Source organism: Streptomyces sp. NPDC097129 (assembly GCF_055668065.1).
In genome coordinates this window covers 197,774-216,306 of the sequence record NZ_JBVOQE010000006.1, presented here as the reverse complement: position 1 = coordinate 216,306, position 18,533 = coordinate 197,774, and the positions used below count along the sequence as shown (strand labels likewise).

15 protein-coding genes are annotated in these 18,533 nt (G+C 72.4%); 6 read left to right on the top strand and 9 right to left on the bottom strand.

Annotated features, from left to right (window positions below):
* Positions 1 to 46: 46 nt before the first annotated feature.
* Positions 47 to 787, top strand: coding sequence for a DUF6227 family protein (locus AC0B9F_RS19450; RefSeq protein WP_472004170.1), 741 nt, complete (start codon positions 47 to 49; stop codon positions 785 to 787).
* Between the two features lie 117 nt (positions 788 to 904).
* On the opposite strand, the gene AC0B9F_RS19445 is transcribed toward AC0B9F_RS19450, so the two are convergent.
* The 5 genes from AC0B9F_RS19445 to AC0B9F_RS19425 form a co-directional block, all read right to left on the bottom strand.
* Positions 905 to 1,165, bottom strand: coding sequence for a hypothetical protein (locus AC0B9F_RS19445; RefSeq protein ID WP_472004168.1), 261 nt, complete (start codon positions 1,163 to 1,165; stop codon positions 905 to 907).
* A gap of 131 nt (positions 1,166 to 1,296) precedes the next feature.
* Positions 1,297 to 3,348 (bottom strand): PTS fructose transporter subunit IIABC, encoded by a 2,052-nt coding sequence (locus AC0B9F_RS19440; protein WP_472004166.1) that lies wholly within the window; start codon positions 3,346 to 3,348, stop codon positions 1,297 to 1,299.
* Between the two features lie 216 nt (positions 3,349 to 3,564).
* Positions 3,565 to 4,512, bottom strand: a complete 948-nt coding sequence (pfkB, locus tag AC0B9F_RS19435) for a 1-phosphofructokinase (protein ID WP_472004164.1) — start codon at positions 4,510 to 4,512, stop codon at positions 3,565 to 3,567.
* Entirely contained in the window at positions 4,509 to 5,270 is a 762-nt protein-coding gene (locus AC0B9F_RS19430; protein ID WP_472004161.1) for a DeoR/GlpR family DNA-binding transcription regulator, read from the bottom strand. The genes pfkB and AC0B9F_RS19430 overlap by 4 nt, the downstream gene beginning before the upstream one ends.
* A gap of 224 nt (positions 5,271 to 5,494) precedes the next feature.
* Positions 5,495 to 7,018, bottom strand: a complete 1,524-nt coding sequence (locus AC0B9F_RS19425; RefSeq protein ID WP_472004158.1) for an MFS transporter — start codon at positions 7,016 to 7,018, stop codon at positions 5,495 to 5,497.
* Between the two features lie 62 nt (positions 7,019 to 7,080).
* On the opposite strand from AC0B9F_RS19425, the gene AC0B9F_RS19420 reads away from it, so the two are divergent.
* Positions 7,081 to 8,049, top strand: coding sequence for a helix-turn-helix transcriptional regulator (locus AC0B9F_RS19420; protein ID WP_472004156.1), 969 nt, complete (start codon positions 7,081 to 7,083; stop codon positions 8,047 to 8,049).
* A 600-nt stretch (positions 8,050 to 8,649) separates the two neighbouring features.
* Here AC0B9F_RS19420 and AC0B9F_RS19415 read toward each other — a convergent pair.
* Together AC0B9F_RS19415 and AC0B9F_RS19410 are read right to left on the bottom strand one after the other, a co-directional pair.
* Positions 8,650 to 9,645 (bottom strand): sigma-70 family RNA polymerase sigma factor, encoded by a 996-nt coding sequence (locus AC0B9F_RS19415; RefSeq protein WP_472004154.1) that lies wholly within the window; start codon positions 9,643 to 9,645, stop codon positions 8,650 to 8,652.
* A 478-nt stretch (positions 9,646 to 10,123) separates the two neighbouring features.
* Positions 10,124 to 10,888, bottom strand: coding sequence for a dioxygenase family protein (locus tag AC0B9F_RS19410; RefSeq protein ID WP_472004570.1), 765 nt, complete (start codon positions 10,886 to 10,888; stop codon positions 10,124 to 10,126).
* 142 nt (positions 10,889 to 11,030) lie between these two features.
* Here AC0B9F_RS19410 and AC0B9F_RS19405 point away from each other — a divergent pair, with 142 nt between their 5' ends.
* Positions 11,031 to 11,558 (top strand): MarR family winged helix-turn-helix transcriptional regulator, encoded by a 528-nt coding sequence (locus tag AC0B9F_RS19405; protein WP_472004152.1) that lies wholly within the window; start codon positions 11,031 to 11,033, stop codon positions 11,556 to 11,558.
* 16 nt (positions 11,559 to 11,574) lie between these two features.
* Here the strand turns inward: AC0B9F_RS19405 and AC0B9F_RS19400 are convergent, their stop codons facing one another.
* Together AC0B9F_RS19400 and AC0B9F_RS19395 are read right to left on the bottom strand one after the other, a co-directional pair.
* Positions 11,575 to 13,119, bottom strand: a complete 1,545-nt coding sequence (locus AC0B9F_RS19400; protein ID WP_472004149.1) for an MFS transporter — start codon at positions 13,117 to 13,119, stop codon at positions 11,575 to 11,577.
* A gap of 272 nt (positions 13,120 to 13,391) precedes the next feature.
* Entirely contained in the window at positions 13,392 to 14,036 is a 645-nt protein-coding gene (locus AC0B9F_RS19395; protein WP_472004147.1) for a TetR/AcrR family transcriptional regulator, read from the bottom strand.
* 964 nt (positions 14,037 to 15,000) lie between these two features.
* Here AC0B9F_RS19395 and AC0B9F_RS19390 point away from each other — a divergent pair.
* The 3 genes from AC0B9F_RS19390 (at position 15,001) to AC0B9F_RS19380 (ending at position 18,451) form a co-directional block, all read left to right on the top strand.
* The gene (locus AC0B9F_RS19390) at positions 15,001 to 16,314 is read left to right on the top strand and encodes a M6 family metalloprotease domain-containing protein (RefSeq protein ID WP_472004145.1); all 1,314 of its coding nucleotides are present in this window, start codon (positions 15,001 to 15,003) and stop codon (positions 16,312 to 16,314) included.
* A 232-nt stretch (positions 16,315 to 16,546) separates the two neighbouring features.
* The gene (locus AC0B9F_RS19385) at positions 16,547 to 18,136 is read left to right on the top strand and encodes an IclR family transcriptional regulator domain-containing protein (protein WP_472004143.1); all 1,590 of its coding nucleotides are present in this window, start codon (positions 16,547 to 16,549) and stop codon (positions 18,134 to 18,136) included.
* Positions 18,137 to 18,193: 57 nt separating this feature from the next.
* On the top strand, positions 18,194 to 18,451 hold the full coding sequence (locus tag AC0B9F_RS19380) for a GntR family transcriptional regulator (protein ID WP_472004141.1): 258 nt from the start codon (positions 18,194 to 18,196) through the stop codon (positions 18,449 to 18,451).
* Positions 18,452 to 18,533: the final 82 nt, after the last annotated feature.

Below are 18,533 nucleotides of genomic sequence, written 5' to 3'. Positions count from 1 at the left end.
CGGTATGCACCCACCAGGTGACATGCAGCAAGCGCCGGGAGACACCTTGAGCGTTCCGTACGAGACGGCAGCGTACGAATCACCCGAGTCACCGGAGGAGCATCTGGCGCGGATTCTCGGCCGCGCCCTGAACTCCTTCGAACTGCCCGACGAGGCGATACGGCGGCTGGACTGCGCGCTGGCCTACGACGGCTCGTTGCACTCCGCGCACCACAGCGCGGGGCTGCACCGGGAGACGTACCGGCACACCTGGCTCCTCGCGGACGGCCAGGCGCTCACCCTGTGGGAGCTGGTCCACAACACCGCCCCGGGCAGCGACCCGCAGCACGAGGTGTACGTCGACGAGGAGGAGCTGCGCGCGGCCACGGCCCGGCTGCCGCTGCCGTCGGACGGGACGGAGTTCGAGCTGCCGGTGCCGGCGCACCCCGCTCCGGTGCCCCGGCCCCGGCAGGTCTACATCACCGACGGCTCGGCCGACCACGCGCGCCGGCTGCTGCGCCGCGCGGAGAACACCGACCGCCCGGACGGGGAGACGGCGGCCCTGCTGGCCACGGCGCAGGGGCACCGGATCACGCAGGCGTTCGGCCGTCCGTGCCGGGCGGGCCGCATCGGACTGTCCTTCTCCCTCTACGAGCACGCCTTCCTGCTGCGCGACGGCCGTGAGCTGGCCCTGTGGGAGGTGGAGCACACGGCGACCCCGGACGGGCGGCACATGTGCGAGGTGTACGCGAGCGAGGAGGCGGCCCGGGAGGCGATGGAGCGGCGCGCCGAACGCGTCTCCCAGTAGGGGACTCACGGCACTCGATCAACTCCGGCGGGCGACGCCGGGAGGGCGGCTGCCCGCAGGGTGGGCCCTTCCGCGACCACCCGCGCAGGGTGGCTTCAACGGCTGCCGCCGGAGGCCTCAGCGGCCGTCGGCGAGGTGGCGTACCAGCGTGGCGAAGGCGTCGCGTTCCGCCGGGGTCAGTTCGACGGTTTCCAGGCGGGGGCCGGTCTCGCGCGGGCCCGGGAGGGCGGAGAGAGCGGCGTCCGGGCCGAAGTGCCGGATGATCGCCTCCTGGCGGAAGCGGCGCAGCATGCGCGTGATGCCGATCAGCCAGGCGATGCCGGCCAGGGCGAGGACGGCCATCCCTGCCGTCTGGAGGATCGAGGAGGGCTCGGGCATGCGTTCCAGTAGACACCACGGTCCGGGACTTTGGCCCCGGACCGTGATGAATCTCGCATTGTGCGCCCTATCCCGACAGGCGCCGTGAACAACTCACAGCGCCTGAAAGGGACATGCGGGCGTTCGGTTCCTTACGCCGCCACCGGCTGCTTGGCGCCCGTGGCCGCCGTGCTCCCGCTCGTCCCCGGCTCCGGGGCGCCGGGGGCCGGCTTGCGCAGGCCCTTGAGGACGATGACAAGGGCGGTGGTGGCACAGACGCCCGCGGCGATGGCGACCAGGTACAGCAGCGGGTTGCCGATCAGCGGGACGACGAAGATGCCGCCGTGCGGGGCGCGCAGGGTCGCACCGAAGACCATCGACAGGGAGCCGGTGATCGCGCCGCCGACCATCGCCGAGGGGATGACCCGCAGCGGGTCGGCCGCCGCGAACGGGATGGCGCCCTCGGAGATGAAGGAGAGGCCGAGGACCCAGGCCGCCTTGCCGTTCTCCCGCTCGGTCTGCGTGAAGAGCTTGCCGCGCACGGTGGTGGCCAGGGCCATCGCCAGCGGCGGGACCATACCGGCGGCCATCACCGCGGCCATGATCTTCATCGCGGAGTCGCTGGGGCTCGCGACGGCGATGCCGGCGGTGGCGAAGGTGTAGGCGACCTTGTTGACCGGACCGCCGAGGTCGAAGCACATCATCAGGCCGAGCAGCGCGCCGAGCAGGACGGCGTTGGCGCCGGTGAGGCCGTTCAGCCAGTCCGTCATGCCCTTCTGGGCCGAGGCGATGGGTTTGCCGATCACCACGAACATCAGGAACCCGACGATCGCCGAGGAGATCAGCGGGATCACCACCACCGGCATGATGCCGCGCAGTGCCGCCGGTATCCGCACCTTCTGGATCGCCAGCACCACGCCGCCGGCGATCAGGCCCGCGGCCAGGCCGCCGAGGAAGCCCGCGTTGATGGTGAGGGAGATCGACCCGCCGACGAAGCCTGGCACCAGACCGGGGCGGTCGGCCATGCCGTAGGCGATGTATCCGGCGAGGACCGGGACGAGGAAGGCGAAGGCCACGCCGCCGATCTGGAACAGCAGGGCGCCCCAGCTGTCGGCCTGGGTCCAGATGAAGTGGTCCATCACCGACGGCGCCTTGTTGATCTTGTAGCCGCCGATCGCGAAGCCGAGCGCGATGAGCAGACCGCCCGCGGCGACGAACGGCACCATGTAGCTCACGCCGGACATCAGCCACTTGCGGAGCTTGCTGCCGTAGCCCTCCGCCGAGTCGCCGGCGCGCTCGACCGGGGTGCCGCCTCCCGCGGAGGCCGCCGCGCTCACCTCGCCGCGCGCCGCCTTCTCGCGGACCTCGGCGATCAGTTCGGCCGGGCGGTTGATGCCGGCCTTCACGCCCACGTCGACGGTGGGCTTGCCCGCGAAGCGGTCCTTGTCGCGGACGGGCACGTCGTGCGCGAAGATCACGCCGTCCGCGTCCGCGATGACCGACGCGTCGAGCCGGGTGAAGCCGGCCGAGCCCTGGGTCTCGACGGTGACTTCGATACCTGCCTCACGGCCCGCGTTCTCCAGCGACTCGGCGGCCATGTAGGTGTGGGCGATGCCGGTCGGGCAGGAGGTCACGGCGACGATCCGGAACGGGCGCTCGCCGGTGCCCTGCGCGGTGGTGTCCGTGGCGGCGCCGGCGGAGGCCGCCACCGGCGCCGCCACGGAGTCTGCGGAGGCCTTTTCGGCCTCGATGTCCGCCGGGGTCACGTCCCCGCGGATCAGCGCCGCCGCCGTGCCCGCGCCGTTCACCGAGCGCAGCGCGCCCGTGAACTCGGCGTTCATGAGCTGCCGGGCCAGCGACGACAGGATCGTCAGATGGGCGTCGTCGGCTCCCGCGGGTGCGGCGATCAGGAAGATCAGGTCGGCGGGGCCGTCCGCGGCACCGAAGTCGATGCCGGCGGCGCTGCGCCCGAAGGCCAGCGTCGGCTCGGTGACATGGGCGCTGCGGCAGTGCGGTATGCCGATGCCGCCGTCGAGGCCGGTCGGCATCTGCGCCTCGCGCGCGGCCACGTCGGCGAGGAAGGCGTCCAGGTCGGTCACCCGGCCCAGCGACACCATGCGCTCGGCGAGGGCGCGGGCCGCCGCTTCCTTGGTCGTGGCGGACAGGTCGAGGTCGACCAGTTCCGCGGTGATCATGTCGCTCATCGCGGGCTCCTTAGCTCGCGTATCGCCCGGTGGGGAGGGTGGGCGGGAGGGGGACGGGGAGGGGGAGGGGGAGGGTGGAGACGGGGGTGGTCGCCGGCCCTGTCACGGGAAGTGCCGAGGTCAAGCGAAGTACCGGTGTCATGGGGAGCAGTACCGGTGTCATGGGGAGTAACGCGGTGCCGGGGCCGCGCCGTACGGGGGCGGTCGCGTGGGGCGTCATGGCGCCGGCTCCTTCAGCGGGCGGTCGACCGGTACCCGGTCCGTGACCGTCACGGCCGCCGGGTCCAGGTCGGCCGGGGTCGGCATCACGCTGCCGGGCAGCTGGACGGCGGCGGCGCCGTGGGCCACGGCGGAGGCGAGGGCGTCGGGGCCGTTGCCGCCGGCGATGAGGAAGCCGGCCAGGGAGGAGTCACCGGCGCCCACATTGCTGCGTACGGTGTCCACGCGCGCGCTGCCGAACCAGGCGCCCGAGCCGTCCACCAGCAGCTGGCCGTCGGCACCCAGGCTCGCGAGCACCGCGCCCGCGCCCATCTCGCGCAGTTCCTCGGCCGCCTTGAGCGCGTCGCCGACCGTGGCGAGGGGGCGCCCGACGGCTTCCGCGAGCTCCTCCGCGTTCGGCTTCACCACGTCGGGCCGGGCCCGCAGCGCCTCCAGCAGGGCACGCCCCGAGGTGTCCAGCGCGATCCGCGCGCCCCCCGCGTGCGCCCGGGTGACGACATCGGCGTACCAGGAGGGAGCAAGACCACGGGGCAGGCTGCCGCAGCAGGCGATCCAGTCGGCGCCGCGCGAGGCCTCCCGCACGGTGTCCAGCAACAGTTCCTGCTCGGCGGCGGTCAGTTGGGGGCCGGGCGCGTTGATCTTCGTCAGAAGGCCGTCCACCTCGGCGAGCGCGATGTTGGAGCGGGTGGCCCCGGCGATCGGGACCGGCGCGACCTCGATGCCCTGCGCGTCGAGCAGATCGGCGATGAGCTTGCCCGGCGCACCGCCCAGGGGCAGTACGGCGACCGTGCGCCGTCCGGCGGCCGCGACCGCGCGGGAGACGTTCACGCCCTTGCCGCCGGGGTCCATGCGCTCGGTCTCGGCGCGGATGACCTCGCCGCGCTTGAGCGCCTGGACCTCGTAGGTGCGGTCGAGGGACGGGTTGGGGGTGACGGTGAGGATCATGCGCGTACTACTTCCGTGCCGCCGCGCTCGATGCCGGCGGTGTCTTCGGGGCTCAGCCCGCTGTCGGTGATCAGCAGGTCCACGTCGCTCAGGTCGCCGAAGCGGGCGAAGTGCTCCTGGCCGTGCTTGGAGGAGTCGGCGAGCAGGACCACCCGGCGGGCGGCGGCGACCGCGGCGCGCTTGACGGCGGCCTCGGCGAGGTCGGGGGTGGTCAGACCGTGCTCGGCGGAGAAGCCGTTGGCGGCCACGAACAGCACGTCCGCGCGGATCTCGCCGTACGCCCGCAGCGCCCAGGCGTCCACGGCGGCACGCGTACGGTGCCGCACCCGCCCTCCGACGAGGTGGAGCTGGATGCCCGGGTGGTCGGCGAGGCGGGCCGCGATCGGCAGCGAGTGCGTGACGACGGTGAGCGAGGACTCCAGCGGCAGCGCGGCGGCCAGCCGGGCGACCGTGGTGCCGGCGTCGAGGATCACCGTGCCCTCGGTGGGCAGTTCGGCGAGGGCGGCCTTGGCGACGCGGTCCTTCTCGTCGGCGGCGGTCGACTCGCGCTCGGTGAGGTCGGGCTCGAAGTCGAGGCGTCCGACGGGGATGGCGCCGCCGTGCACACGGCGCACCAGGCCGGCCCGGTCCAGGGCCTTCAGATCGCGGCGGATGGTCTCCGCCGTCACCTGGAGCTCCTCGGCGAGTGACACCACGTCCACCCGGCCGCCGTCCCGGGCGAGCCGGAGGATCTCCTGCTGCCGCTCCGGTGCGTACATGTCCGTTCGCCTCCGACTCATACCCGAACGTGTGGTTTCTCTCTCCGGAGGCTACGCCCGGATTTCTGGAAAGTAAACAGCTTCGGATCCAAACGGAAGTCAACCGGGCATGATCAGACATGACGAGCGGGCGCGTCCGGACACGCCGGAGGGGCCCGGCGCCATCGGCACCGGGCCCCTCCCACCGCCGTCGACCGGCTCCCGTACGACTCCCGGGCCGCCGGTCAGCGCACCAGCGCCGGTTCCTTCTCCTCCACCGGAAGCACCTCCGCGCCCGCCCCGTCCACGTGCTGCGCCGGCCGCTTCGGCAGCGCGGACATCAGCAGGAAGATCACGGCCATCACGGCCGCCACCCAGCCCAGCGCGTACTGGAAGGCGTGCACGAACGCCGGGCCGGTCTGGGCCGGGGTGAGCCGGTCGCCGATCTCGCCGAAGAAGATCACCGAGACCAGGCCGAGGCCCAGCGCGTTGCCCATCTGCTGCACGGTGTTGATCAGCCCGGACGCCGAACCGGCGTGCTCGCGCGGCACCTGGGACAGCACCGCGTCGGTCAGCGGCGCGACGATCAGACCCATGCCCAGGCCCATCACGACCAGCGGCAGTGCCATCTGCCAGGGGGTGATGGCCACGCCGTAGTGGCCGGCCTCCGCGAGGTACAGCAGCACGCCCAGCGCCATGATCAGCGCGCCCGCCTGGAGCACGCGGCGCCCGAAGCGCGGGACCAGTTTCTGCACGCTCATCCCGGCCGCCACCGACACCGCGATCGAGAAGGGAACGCCGGTCAGGCCGGCCTTGAGCGGGCTCCAGCCGAGCCCCATCTGCATGTACAGCGTCCACACCAGGAAGAACACACCGAGCGCGATCCCGAACACCGTCTGCACGGCGATACCGGCCACGAAGCTCTTCACCCGGAACAGGGACAGCTCCACCAGCGGCGACCCGTCCCGCGCCGCCTTGCGCCGCTCGTAGGCGACCAGCGCCCCGAAGACGACGAGCGCGCCCGCCATCGAGCCGTACCCCCACAGCGGCCAGCCCAGCTCACGGCCCCGGGTGAGCGGGTAGAGCAGCATCAGCAGGCCCAGCGTCACCAGCGCGACACCGACCAGATCGAGCTTCAGGGCGCGCGGGGCGCGCGACTCGGTGATGAAACGGCGGCCGAGCAGGAGGGCGGCGACGCCCACCGGCAGGTTGATCAGGAAGATGGGCCGCCACTCGAGACCGAAGAGGTTCCACTCCGTCAGCAGCGCCCCCAGCAGCGGGCCGGACACCGCGCCCAGCCCGATGATGGCGCCGAACAGACCGAAGACCTTGCCCCGTTCGTGCGCCGGGAAGGTGGCGTGCACGATCGACAGCACCTGAGGCACCATCAGCGCCGCCATGCCGCCCTGCAGCACCCGGGAGGCGACGAGCATCTCCGGGTTCGTGGCGAAACCGCACAGGGCGGAGGCGAGCGTGAAACCACCGATGCCGAGCAGGAAGATCCGCTTGCGGCCGTGGATGTCACCGAGCCGGCCGCCGGTGATGAGGCCGGCGGCGAAGGCGAGCGCGTAACCGGCGGTGATCCACTGGATCTGGCTGAAGGAGGCGCCTGCGTCCCGCTGGATGGACGGGATCGCGATGTTGACGATCGTCACGTCGACGAGGTCCATGAAGGCCGCCGTCATCACGATCGCCAGGGCGAACCAGCGGCGACGGTCACCGGCGGCGGGTGGTGCGGTGCGGTGCTTTTCGGTCTCGGTGGAGGTCATGCACCGAAGGTAGGACGGCAGTAGGTCAGATCGTGTCCTAGTTCTGCGGCATTCTCGACTGTATGACGACCGATACTCCGGCCCGGCTCCTGCAGCTCCTCTCCCTCCTCCAGACGCCCCGCGAATGGCCCGGCGGCGAGCTCGCCGAGCGGCTCGGCGTCTCCCGCCGCACGGTCCGCCGCGACGTCGACCGGCTGCGCGAGCTCGGCTATCCGGTGCAGGCGAGCATGGGCGCCGACGGCGGTTACCGGCTCGTCGCGGGCAAGGCGCTGCCGCCGCTCGTCCTCGACGACGAGGAGGCGGTGGCCATCGCGGTGGGTCTGCGGGCCGGCGCGGGGCACGCGGTGGAGGGCCTGGAGGAGGCGTCCGTGCGGGCGCTGGCCAAGCTGGAGCAGGTGCTGCCGTCGCGGCTGCGCCACCGGGTGTCCACGCTGCAGGCCGCGACCACGCCGCTGACCAGCGGGGACGGGCCGAGCATCGCACCCGAGACGCTCACCGTGATGGCGTCCACGGTGGCCGGGCGGGAGCGGCTGCGGTTCGCCTACCGGGCCGCCGACGGCACCCGGTCCCGGCGGCTGACCGAGCCATACCGGCTGGTGTCGACGGGGCGGCGCTGGTACCTCGTCGCCTACGACCTCGAGCGTGAGGACTGGCGTACCTTCCGCGTGGACCGGGTGAGCGAGCCGTTCGCGACGGGCGCGCGGTTCGTGGAGCGCGAGCTGCCGGAGGGCAGCGCCGCGGAGTACCTGCGGCGCTCGATGCAGCGCGGGCAGGAGTCCTACGACTATGCCGTCGCGTTCGCCGCGCCGGTGGACGCGGTCGCGGCGCGGGTACCGGGGTGGCTCGGGACGCCGGAGCCGGACGAGGGCGGCGGATGCGTGCTGCGCGGGCGGGGCAGCGGCCCGGTGGAGTGGCTGGCGGCCCGTCTGGCGATGCTGGGCTTCGACTTCACGGTGCGCGAACCGGCGGAACTGGTCGCGGGCGTAAGGGAGATGGGCGAGCGGCTGAGCCGGGCGGCGCACGCGGGGTGACGGCGGGAAGGGCGCGACGGCCCGGGAGGGCGTGGCAGCGGGGAGGGCGCGACGGACGGGAGGGCGTGGCAGTAAGGGAGGCGTGACGGCCCCGGAGGACGTGACGGCCCGTGGTCGGGTGGTGATCGGGTGTATGACAGAATCTGCCGTCCGGGCGGGTCACCCCGTGGTTCAGGTACGGGGTGGCCCGCCCTTTCATGACCCTCGCCGCACAAAAGGAGCCGGACTCCGGCACCCGGGGGGGGGGGAGGGCGCCGAAGCCCGGCTCGAGGGAAGTCCCGGCGCCGGGGGGGGATTGCGTCGGGACCTGGTTCAGTTGGCGTCAGCTGACTGCGGGGCCGGCTGCTGAAACGGTTCGCTGGGGCGGGAGTCCGGGCCGGACCCCGAAACCGAACTCCGGTGTCCGGTGTATCCGAACTCCCGTGCCCTGAGGTGTTTTTCCCCCGGCCTCGCCGGTTGAAGCGACGGAACAACGCCATGTTTGCGCGGTCTTTCGCCACCCGGCGCACGCGCCCGCGCACACCGGCCGGCGAGCGCACGCCCGCCTGTCAGGCCGCCACGTCAGGCCGACGAATCAGACCGCCGGATCAGACCGCCGGGTCACGCCGCCGCGTCGAAGCCCGTGTCGCGGGCCAGCTTCTTCAGCTCAAGCAGGGCGTGCTTCTCGATCTGGCGGATGCGCTCACGCGTCAGACCGTGCTCCTTGCCGACCTCGGTCAGGGTGCGCTCACGGCCGTCATCGATGCCGTACCGCATCTTGATGATGGACGCCGTGCGCTGGTCGAGGCGGCCGATCAGGTCGTCCAGCTCCTCGCTGCGCAGCAGCGTGAGCACCGACTGCTCGGGGCTCACCGCGGAGGTGTCCTCCAGCAGGTCGCCGAACTGGGTCTCCCCTTCGTCGTCCACCGCCATGTTCAGCGAGACGGGGTCGCGGGCCCAGTCCAGTACGTCGATGACGCGCTCCGGCGTGGAGCCGAGCTCGGTGGCGATCTCCGTGGGCTCCGGGTCGCGGCCGTGCTCACGGTTGAACTCGCGCTGCACGCGGCGGATGCGGCCCAGCTCCTCCACGAGGTGGACGGGCAGCCGGATCGTGCGTGACTGGTCCGCTATGGAGCGGGTGATCGCCTGGCGGATCCACCACGTGGCGTACGTGGAGAACTTGAAGCCCTTGCGGTAGTCGAACTTCTCGACCGCGCGGACCAGGCCGGCGTTGCCCTCCTGGATCAGGTCCAGCAGGGGCAGACCGCTGCGGGGGTAACGGCGGGCCACGGCGACGACCAGCCGGAGGTTGGAGCGGATGAAGACGTCCTTGGCCCGCTCTCCCTGGGCGACCAGGGCCTCCAGCTCCGCACGGCTCGCGTCCGACGGGGACTCCTCGCACCCGTCGAGGATCTGCCGTGCGAAGACACCCGCCTCGATCTGCTGGGACAGCTCGACCTCCTTGGCGGCGTCGAGCAGCGGTGTCCGCGCGATCTCGTCGAGGTACATGCCGACCAGATCGCGGTCGGCGATGTCGCCGGTGGCGCGAACACTGCTTGCCGCGTCGGCCGTCTCGCCATTGGCGGACTTACGACGGGCGACGGCACGGGTTGCCATGCGTGCTCCCTTGCGATGATGGGTCAGCGGGTGGTCCGTCGGACACTCGGCACGGCGGGAGGCGCCGCCGAGGCCTTCCGGACCCTCTTCCGGACTCCTCGGACTCTCCTCGGGTGCCCTGCATCCGATGGAAACAACGACTGGAATCCGGACAGAATTCCCAACCCGTCCCCCGATTTTTCTGATCATGCAGTACCCTGTCGGGCCGCACGCCACTGTGCAGGACCGACGAGCACCGAGAGGCGCAGGTCAGGCCCAGAATGAAGGCCGGCCTCCCGGCCGTCACGGACCACCCCGCTCCCCGTGCGGGTGAGACGCCCGTCACATACGAGCCGACCACCCTCGGTTCTGTCCGGGGAGCGCCCGCATCGGCCGCTCTCCCACCCCGGAAGACGGCCGGCACCCGCCGAAGGTTGCCGGGCGACACGGACTCACAGGGATTTCAGGGGTGGGGCATATCCGGCCTTTACGCCGGGGGTCAGCCGAACTGGACGGACCGCTTGGCCAGGCCCAGCCAGAAGCCGTCGATCACCGACTTCTGGTCGGCGAGTTCACCGGCGGCGTCGGCCGCGCCCATGGTCACGAACAGCGGGGCGAAGTGCTCGGTGCGCGGGTGGGCGAGGTGGCCGGCCGGGGAGCGGTGCAGGAAGTCCAGCAGCGCGTCCACGTCACCGCCGTCCAGCGCCCGCCGCCCCCACTCGTCGAACTCCGCCGACCAGGCCGGGGTGCCACCGGCGTGCCGCAGCGCGGCCAGGTTGTGGGTGAAGAAGCCGGAGCCGACGATCAGCACGCCCTCGTCGCGCAGCGGCGCGAGCCGGCGGCCGATCTCCATCAGCCGCACCGGGTCCAGGGTCGGCATGGACACCTGCAGGACGGGGATGTCGGCGCCGGGGTACATCTCGACGAGCGGCACGTACGCGCCGTGGTCCAGGCCCCGGTCCGGGATGTCCTGCACCGGCATGCCGGGGGCGCGCAGCAGCTTGCGCACGCTCTCGGCCAGCTCCGGGGCGCCCGGCGCGTCGTAGCGGACGCGGTAGTAGTGCTCGGGGAAGCCCCAGAAGTCGTGGACGAGCGGCACGGTGGTGGTGGCGCCGAGGGCGAGCGGGGCCTCCTCCCAGTGCGCGGAGATCATCAGGATCGCCTTCGGGCGGGGCAGTGCGGCGGACCAGGCGGCCAGTTCACCGGGCCAGACCGGGTCGTCCGCGAGCGGCGGGGCGCCGTGACTGAGGTACAGGGCGGGCATGCGCTCCTGGGTGGCTGCGGACATCGTCACTACTCCCAACGGACAGATGCTGCAAAAGATGCTTTAAAACTAAAGCTTTCCCTTTTCCCAGAGTACGCCCGACTTGTTTAAGTTTCAAGGACAGGAGCCGTACAGTGGAGCCATGACCACGGCACCCGCATCCCCCGCCTCCTCCCCCGCCGCGGAACCGCCCCGCTGGCTCACCGCGGAGGAACAGCGCGTCTGGCGCGCGTATCTGCACGCCACCACCCTGCTCGAGGACCACCTCGACCGGCAGCTGCAGCGCGACGCGGGCATGCCGCACATCTATTACGGCCTCCTCGTGGGCCTTGCCGAGGCCCCGCGCCGCCGGCTGCGGATGACCGAGCTGGCGATGCAGGCGAAGATCACCCGCTCCCGGCTCTCGCACGCCATCGCGCGGTTGGAGAAGAACGGCTGGGTACGCCGCGAGGACTGCCCGTCCGACAAGCGCGGCCAGTTCGCCGTACTCACCGACGAGGGCCTGGACGTGCTGAAGCGCACCGCGCCCGGTCATGTCACCGCCGTACGCCAGGCGCTGTTCGAGCGGCTCAGTCCGGCACAGCAGAAGGCCCTCGGCGAGATCATGGAGATCGTCGCCGAGGGCCTCCAGCCCAACGAAGCGGGTGCGGACCTGCCCTGGCTCCGCTAACGCACCGTGCGGCCGGTCAGTGGGCCACCACCGGCACCGGCACCTCGTCCTCGATGCCCTCGCCGTCCCCGGAGGCCACCATGGTGGAGACCGGACGGCCGGCGTTGACGAAGGTGAAGGCGATCAGGGAGGCGAGGGCGAGGATGCCGACGGCGCACCAGATCGCGGTGGAGTAGCCGTGCACCATGCCCTGCAGCGCGACCAGCTGCTGCTGCGGCTTGCCGGCGGCGGACGCGATGTGGTCCCTGACGTACGACGTGGTCGCGGACGCGGCGATGGTGTTCAGCAGGGCGGTGCCGATCGCGCCGCCCACCTGCTGCGAGGTGTTGACCATCGCGGAGGCGACACCGGCGTCCCGGGGCTGGACGCCCTGGGTGGCCAGGGACATCGCCGGCATGAACGCCGTACCCATGCCGAGGCCGAGCAGCACCATCGCGGGCAGCAGCTGCGTGCCGTACGACGAGTCGATCTTCAGCTGGGTGAGCACCAGCATGCCCAGCGCGGCGACCAGGAAGCCGGGGCCCATCAGGAAGCGGGCCGGGATCCGGGTCATCAGCCGGGTGCCGATCTGGGTGGAGCCGGTGATCATGCCGGCCACCATGGGCAGGAACGCGAAGCCGGTCTTGACCGGCGAGTAGCCCTTCACGACCTGGAGGTAGTAGGTCAGGAAGAGGAACAGGCCGAACATGCCGATGATCGCGAGACCGAGGGAGAGGTAGATACCGCCGCGGTTGCGGTCGGTCACCACGCGCAGCGGCAGCAGCGGGGCCTTCACCCGGGACTCGACGAGCGCGAACGCGATCAGCGAGACGGCGGAGATGACGAACATCGCCACGGTCACGGTGTCGCCCCAGCCGTCGGACTCGGCGCGGGTGAAGCCGTAGACCAGCGCGACCAGGCCGAGGGTGGACAGCACCACGCCGGGGACGTCGAGCGGGGAGCGGTTGCGGCCACCCTCGGGCTCACGGATGACGAAGTAGGCGCCGAGCGCGGCGACGATGGCGAAGGGGATGTTCACGAAGAACGTCCAGCGCCAGTTCAGGTACTCGGTGAGGAAACCGCCGAGGATCAGGCCGACCGCGCCGCCACCGCCGGCGATGGCGCCGTAGATGCCGAACGCCTTGGCGCGCTCCTTGGCGTCGGTGAACATCACCGCGAGCAGGGACAGGGCGGCGGGCGCGAGCAGCGCGCCGAAGGCACCCTGCAGGGCGCGGGCGCCGAACATCATCGCGCCGGTGGTCGCGGCGCCGCCGAGCGCGGACGCGGCGGCGAACCCGCCGAGACCCAGGACGAAGGCGCGCTTGCGGCCCCACAGGTCGGCTATCCGGCCGCCGAAGAGCAGCAGTCCGCCGAAGGCGAGGGCGTAGGCGGTGACGACCCACTGCCGGTTGCCGTCGGAGATGCCGAGGTCGGTCTGGGCGGAGGGAAGCGCGATGTTCACGATGGTGGCGTCGAGGACGACCATCAGCTGAGCGAGCGCGATGAAGACGAGCGCCTTCCAGCGGTTGGCGTCGCCGCCGCTGCGGACGGCGCCGGGAGCCTTGAGAGCTGTTTCGGACATGGGGGTACCCACTTCGGGACTTCGTGACGGAAAAAACGTGCGGTAAGCGGAGAAGTTGTGCGGTGAAGAAAGGCTGCGGTGAAGAAGAAACCTGCGGTGAGAGAAACGTGCGGTGAGAGAAACGTGCGGTGAGGAAGGAAGCGGTGGCTGCGGGAACGGCTCGCCCTGGGTGGGGGCCGTTGATGTCACCGTCCGTTGTGCAGACGGGCGGCGGGCGCGGAACTGATCGCTCGGGCGTCGGTGCTCAGGCGTCGGTGCTCAGGCGTCGGTGCTCAGGCGTTGCGCAGGTCCTCCAGGGTCGCGGCCGTGCCCGGCAGGGCGGAGCGGGCCGGGGCCCGCAACCCGTCCAGGAACAGCTGCAGATGGCGGTGGACGAAGCGGTCGAGGCTGCCGCATCCCGTGCCGGCCGGGGGCCGGCTGAGCTGCGCGACGGCGATCACCAGATCGCCGACCTCGACGTCGGTGCGGAGCTGGCCGGCCGCCTTGGCGCGGTCCATGATCACCCCGATGAGGTGCTCGCACCGCTCCCGTGCCGCCTGCAGGTCCGGGTGGTTCTGGTCGAAGGTGCTGGAGACCATCGGGCACAGCGCGCTGACCCGCTCGTCGGCGGCCGTGTGCGCGAAGCGCTCCAGCGCTCCGAAGGCATCCCCGGTCGCGGCCAGCGCCTCCTCGGCCGCCTGCGCCGTGCGGTCCATGACCGAGCAGACGACCTCGCGGACGAGGGCGTCGCGGTCGGGGAAGTTGCGGTACACCGTGGCGTTGCCGACGCCGGCCCGGCGGGCTACCTCGTCGAGCGGCACGTCGGGGCCGTGCTCGACGAACATCTCCCGCGCGGCGGTGACGATGCGCTCGCGGTTGCGCAGGGCGTCGGCGCGGGGCCGGGGCACCTTGCGCGGCGCGGTTGCGGTGATCGTCACGGCGTACTCCTCGGGCTGGTCTGTCTTTCCGTCTGTCTGTCTGGTGACTCACGATCCGGGGACGCGGTCCCCGTTTCGCGCGAACACCTGACTAAACGGGGAAGCGGTCCCCGGTTATTTCCCGTCGCCGGAGAGATTCTCGGTGACCTGGGTCACATGGCGCTCGGCGGGGACTTCGCGGCTGAATCGCAGGGCGCTCGGCGGGGACTTCGCGGCTGACCACAGGGCGCTCGGCCGGGACTTCGCGGCTGCCCACAGGGCGCATTGCCGGGACTTCGCGGCTGCCCGGGGCGCCCGCCGGGTGCGGCGGGGTGGGCGTTCCGGCGGGAGTTCCGGTCGGCCAGTGCCGTGCGCCGGGTGCGGCGGGACTGGTGCTCTGCCAGGACTTCCCGGCTACCCGGCGCCGCCCGCCGGGTGCGGCGGGGTGGGCGTTCTGGCGGGAGTTCCGGTCGGCCAGTGCCGTACGCCGGCTGCGGCTGCGGCGGGGGCGACGGGCGGCGGTCGGCGCGACTTCCGGGCCGGCCAGTGCCGTACGCCGGGTGCGGCGGGGCTGGTGCTCTGCCGGGACTTCCGGGCTGCCCGGCGCCGTCAGCCGGGCGCGGCGGGGCCGGCGCTCTGGCGGGAGTTCCGGTCGGCCAGTGCCGTACGCCGGGTGCGGCGGGACTGGTGCTCTGCCGGGACTTCCCGGCCGGCCAGTGCCGTACGCCGGGCGCGGCGGGGCCGGTGCTCTGCCGGGACTTCCGGGCTGGCCAGTGCCATCCGCCGGGTGCGGCGGGGCGACCCCCGGCCGCCCCCGGGGCCGCCCTCCCGAGGCGTCGACCACTCCCCCGCCCGCCCCGCGGGGCCGCCCCTCCCCGTGACCCCCGATCGGCCCGCTTCAACGCGCGAGCGCATCCGGTGCGACGGAGGGTGAGCGCATGGATGCAGCCGGGAGCCGGAGGCTGCCTGGAGCGAAGGGCCCTGCATGCAGCCGCAGCGACCCCGGAGGGGAACGCACCGCCGGATACGCCCGCGCCGCACGGCCGCCCTCGCCTCCGTGACGCTGCTGACCCTCGCCGTCAGCACCTCCGCCGGCAGCGGGCACCTGTTGCCGGGCGCCTCCCCGGCCGGGGCGGGTCCCGTCGCGGCGCTGTCCCGTTCCACCGCACTCGGCCCCTGCATGATCAACGGCGGCCCGGCCGTCCAGATGTCGGAGGGCGTGCCCACCGCCGGCGGCTACGCGCACTCCACGGGGACCGTGCGCGCGCTGAACCTGATGATCGACTTCCCGGACGCACGGGGACAGGGCAAGGCGATGGACCGCTTCCACGAGTTCTTCCCGCAGACCCAGCGATGGTTCCGCACCGGCTCCTACGGCCGCCTGGACTACCGCCCGTTCACCCCGATCACCGGCTGGCTGCACATGCCGAAGCCTTTCAAGGCGTACGGCATAGAGCGCGGCGCCCCCTTCGAACCGGGCTACCGCGCGCTGGTCCAGGACATCGTGGCCACCGCGGACGCCCGGGTGGACTTCAGCGAGTACGACCTGCTGAACGTGCTGGTCACCCCGAACGCGGGCCCCTCCGCCCTGGACACCGTGCTGTCGGTGACCTTCGCGGGCAACGCCGAGGCCCCCGTGGCGGACGGCGTCCCGGTCGCCAACGCCTCGTTCGTCTACTCCCGCCAGGACGACGGCTCCGGCTCCTACGCCCGCACCGGTTACCGGGTCCTGCCGCACGAGAACGGCCATACCTTCGGACTGCCCGACCTCTACACCGCGGACGGCGGGGGCGCGGTCGGGCACTGGGACATCATGAGCGAGGACTGGGGCGCCGACAACGACCTGCTCGGCTGGCACAAGTGGAAGCTGGGCTGGCTGGACGCCGCCCAGATCCGCTGCGCCGCCTCCCCCGGGACGGCCGAGTTCCCGCTCACCCCGCTCGCCCGGTCCGGCGGCCCCAAACTGGTCTTCGTCCCGCTCGACGCCCGTACCGGATACGCGCTGGAGCTGCGCACCCGGGAGGGCAACGACGAGGCGGTGTGCCGGCCGGGCGTCCTCATCTACCGCGTGAAAGCCGACGTCGACACGGGCATGGGCCCCGTCCAGGTGTACGACTCCCGGCCCAACAGCGGTGGTTGCACCCGCAGTCCGAACGTCCACGCGGAACTCTCCGACGCCACCTTCGTGCCGGGCCAGTCCTTCGACGACCCCCGGCACGGCATCCGCATCACGGTGACGGAACCGGACGGCGAGGGTGACACGGAGGGCGAGGTGGTGGTCCGGGTGACGCGGAAGTAGAGGCCGGCCCGTGAGCCGCCGGAACCGGGACCGCCTCCGGCGCCGACCCGCAGCCGACCGCAGCGGAACCGATGGCCCGCCACCCGGTCACTGCACCCCACCGAGCCGATCGCCCGCCACTCGGTCACTGCCCCCCGCCGAACCGATCGCTCGCCACCCGGTCACTGCGTCCCGCCGGATACGGTGTCCGCACGTCCCCTCCCCCCCCGCCAGCCCGGAGACCGTACGGCCCATGCACCCGCCCGACGCCGCCGCCCATGCCGCCCCCGGGACCCCCGCGCCCCCGGCGGAGGCCGTCACTCCGCTGATCCGCGGTGTCGCGGTACTGCACCGGCTGACGGAGGCGGGCGGCACGCTCAGCCTGAGCGCGCTGGAGAGGAGTACGAACCTGGCGCGCTCCACGGTGGACCGCATCACCGCGACACTGGCCCGCATGGGATACGTCCGCCTGGACGGCCGCGACGCGATCCTGACCCCCCGCGTCATGGAACTGGGCAACGCCTACCTGGCGGCCCTGCGCCTGCCGGCGCTGCTGGCGGCGCGGGCGGACGCCCTGGCGGACGGACTGGACGAGTCCGTGTCGCTGGCGGTCGCCGACCGCGACGGCATCCGCTTCATCCACCAGGCGACCCGCCGCCGCGCGATGTCCCTGAGCTTCCGCATCGGCGACCTGCTCCCGGCCGAACGCACGGCTCCCGGCCCGCTCTTCGCCACCGAGTGGACGGACGCCGACTGGCGCTGCTGGCGCGAACGCCGGGCGGCGGACCCGCGGGACGCCGCCTTCCCGGCCGTACCGCCGCGGGAACGGCCGTACCCGGAAGAGGACTTCGCCCACCGCGCCCGGCGGGCGGCGCGGGACGGCTGGTCCCTGGACGACCAGTTGATCGAACCGGGCCTGGTGGCGGTCTCGGCGCCGGTGCGGGACCCGGGGAGCGGCCGCATCGCCTGCGTGGCGAGCGTGGTGAGCCACACGAGCCGCCACACGGCGGACGATCTGACGGCGACGCTGCTGCCGCGCCTGCGGGAGGCGGTGCGGACGATGGAGAAGGACCTGGCCGCGGAGCCCCCTGGGCAATCCGCGCCACCCCCCGCCGGCCTGGCAACGTGGACGACGGCATCGAAGAACGAACTGGGCCGCACCTTCGTCGAATCCCTGGCGAGGGGCCTGACGGTCCTGACGGCGTTCGGCGAGGGCAGAGGAAGCCTGACGCTGACGGAGGTGGCGAAGGCGACGGGCCTGGCGAGGGCGACGGCACGCAGGGCGCTGATCACGTACGAGTACCTGGGCCTGGTGGGGACGGCGGAGGACCGCGTGTTCTCCCTGACCCCGAGGGTGCTGTCCCTGGGCTTCCCGCCCCTGTCCCGCTCGACGCTGCCGGACATCGCGAGGCCGCACCTGAACGACCTGACGTCCCGCATCCAGGAATCGACGGCGCTGGCGATCCGCACCCCGTCCCCGGACCAGATCCAGTACGTGGCCCGCTCGACGCACCACCGTGTGATGAGCGCGAACCTCCCCCTGGGCACCGGCCTCCCGTCCTCCCAGACCTCTGCGGGCCGCATCCTGCACCCGGCCGGGAAGACCGCCGCCCCCTACGTCCTTCTGAACGCGGAACTGGAAGCGGGCCTGCGCACACTGGCGGTGCCGATCCATGACGCCGGGGGCGAGGTGATCGCGTCGCTGACAACGGCAACGCACGCGGCTCGCCGCACCCCGGAGGACTGCGTGAAAACCCTCCTCCCGGAACTCCTGACAACGGCGTCCCAAATCGAGGAGGACCTCCACACGGCATCCCACTTCACCCAAGTCCCGCTCACGTGAAGGCCGTTTACCCGTACTCCGCCCCGCGATGACGCCCGCGTGCTTAGCGTCGTCCACATGAATCCTGACGCTGAGATCGATCACGGCGCACCCCTCACGCCGTACCGGCAACTGGCGGAGATCCTGCGTGCACAGATCCGACGCGGCGACTGGCAGCGGGGGCGGATGCTGCCGAGCGAAGCCCAGCTGGTCCAGCGGCACGGGATCGCCCGGACGACCGTGCGCCGGGGCCTCGGCCTCCTCGCAGCCGAGGGCTGGGTGTACGCGGTACCCCAACGTGGCTGGTTCGTCTCCGACCCGCTGCCGGCGGCCTGAGGCCCTGCCCGTCCCCAACGCGCGGCCCGCCGCCGTCGTGCGCAGCGGGGACAGAGGAAAGCACCTCTCTTCCTGACCCGGC